1 rRNA gene is annotated in these 1,886 nt (G+C 53.2%); it reads right to left on the bottom strand.

What is annotated here, in order from left to right:
* Window positions 1-1,884 (bottom strand): 23S ribosomal RNA (locus A3848_RS26075); the annotation flags it as partial.
* Window positions 1,885-1,886: the final 2 nt, after the last annotated feature.

Raw genomic sequence — 1,886 nt, 5'->3', positions numbered from 1 at the left:
CCTTCCAGCACCGGGCAGGCGTCAGCCCGTATACTTCGCCTTGCGGCTTCGCACAGACCTGTGTTTTTGCTAAACAGTCGCTTGGGCCTTTTCACTGCGGCCCCCTCGGGCTATTCACCCTACCGAGGCACCCCTTCTCCCGAAGTTACGGGGTCATTTTGCCGAGTTCCTTAACGAGAGTTCTTCCGCGCGCCTTAGAATTCTCTTCTCGCCTACCTGTGTCGGTTTGCGGTACGGGCACCTTCTCCTGGCTAGAGGCTTTTCTTGGCAGTGTGAGATCATGACCTTCGCTACTATAATTTTCGCTCCCCATCACAGCCCAGCCTTAATGATGTGCGGATTTGCCTACACATCAGCCTCACTGCTTAGACGGACATCCATCAGTCCGCGTCACTACCCTCCTGCGTCACCCCATCGCTCATAGCGGATTACGGTGGTACAGTAATTTCAAACTGTTGTCCTTCGACTACGCCTGTCGGCCTCGCCTTAGGTCCCGACTTACCCTGAGCGGACGAGCCTTCCTCAGGAAACCTTGGGCTTTCGGCGGATCAGATTCTCACTGATCTTTTCGTTACTCATACCGGCATTCTCACTTGTATACTCTCCAGCGCTCCTTACGGTACACCTTCAACGTATATACAACGCTCCCCTACCCCAGATGCAAAGCATCTAGCCATAGCTTCGGTGGTGTGTTTAGCCCCGTTACATTTTCGGCGCAGAGTCACTCGACCAGTGAGCTATTACGCACTCTTTCAATGGTGGCTGCTTCTAAGCCAACATCCTGGTTGTCTGTGCAACTCCACATCCTTTCCCACTTAACACACACTTGGGGACCTTAGCTGATGGTCTGGGCTGTTTCCCTTTTGACAATGGATCTTAGCACTCACTGTCTGACTCCCGGCAAGAAGTTAATGGCATTCGGAGTTTGACTGAGCTTGGTAACCCTTGCGGGCCCCGCACCCAATCAGTGCTCTACCTCCACCACTCCATTCACCGAGGCTAGCCCTAAAGCTATTTCGGGGAGAACCAGCTATCTCCGAGTTCGATTGGAATTTCTCCGCTACCCCCACCTCATCCCCGCATTTTTCAACATGCGTGGGTTCGGGCCTCCAGTGCGTGTTACCGCACCTTCACCCTGGACAGGGGTAGATCACACGGTTTCGGGTCTACGTCCACATACTTAGTCGCCCTATTCAGACTCGCTTTCGCTGCGGCTCCGGCTTCTCACCTTAACCTTGCATGTTAAACGTAACTCGCCGGTTCATTCTACAAAAGGCACGCCATCACCCCTAAAACGGGCTCTGACTTTTTGTAAGCACACGGTTTCAGGTTCTATTTCACTCCCCTTCCGGGGTGCTTTTCACCTTTCCCTCACGGTACTGTTTCACTATCGGTCGCCAGGTAGTATTTAGCCTTAGCAGATGGTCCTGCTGGATTCATACGGGGTTTCACGTGCCCCGCACTACTCGGGATCCGTCTCGGAGAGAACACAGTTTAGGTTACAGGGCTTTTACCTCTATCGCGGGCCTTTCCAGACCTCTTCACCTACCATATTCCTTTGTAACTCCATGTGAGACGTCCCACAACCCCAAGGGGCAAGCCCCTTGGTTTAGGCTGTTCCGCGTTCGCTCGCCGCTACTGACGGAATCACTATTGTTTTCTCTTCCTCAGGGTACTTAGATGTTTCAGTTCCCCTGGTCTGCCTCTGCATACCCTATGTATTCAGGTATGAGTAACTGCGAATTACCACAGCTGGGTTTCCCCATTCGGACACCCCCGGATCAAAGCTTGCTTACAGCTCCCCGAGGCAGTTTCGTTGTTCGCCACGTCCTTCGTCGGCTCCTGGCGCCTAGGCATCCTCCGTGTGCTCTTATTAGCTTAACCAT

This window comes from Paenibacillus sp. P32E (assembly GCF_001909085.1).
In the GTDB taxonomy this organism is placed as follows: Bacteria; Bacillota; Bacilli; order Paenibacillales; family Paenibacillaceae; genus Paenibacillus_AQ; species Paenibacillus_AQ helianthi.
Note: the sequence above shows the minus strand (reverse complement) of the source record. Positions and strands in the feature narration are given on the sequence as shown.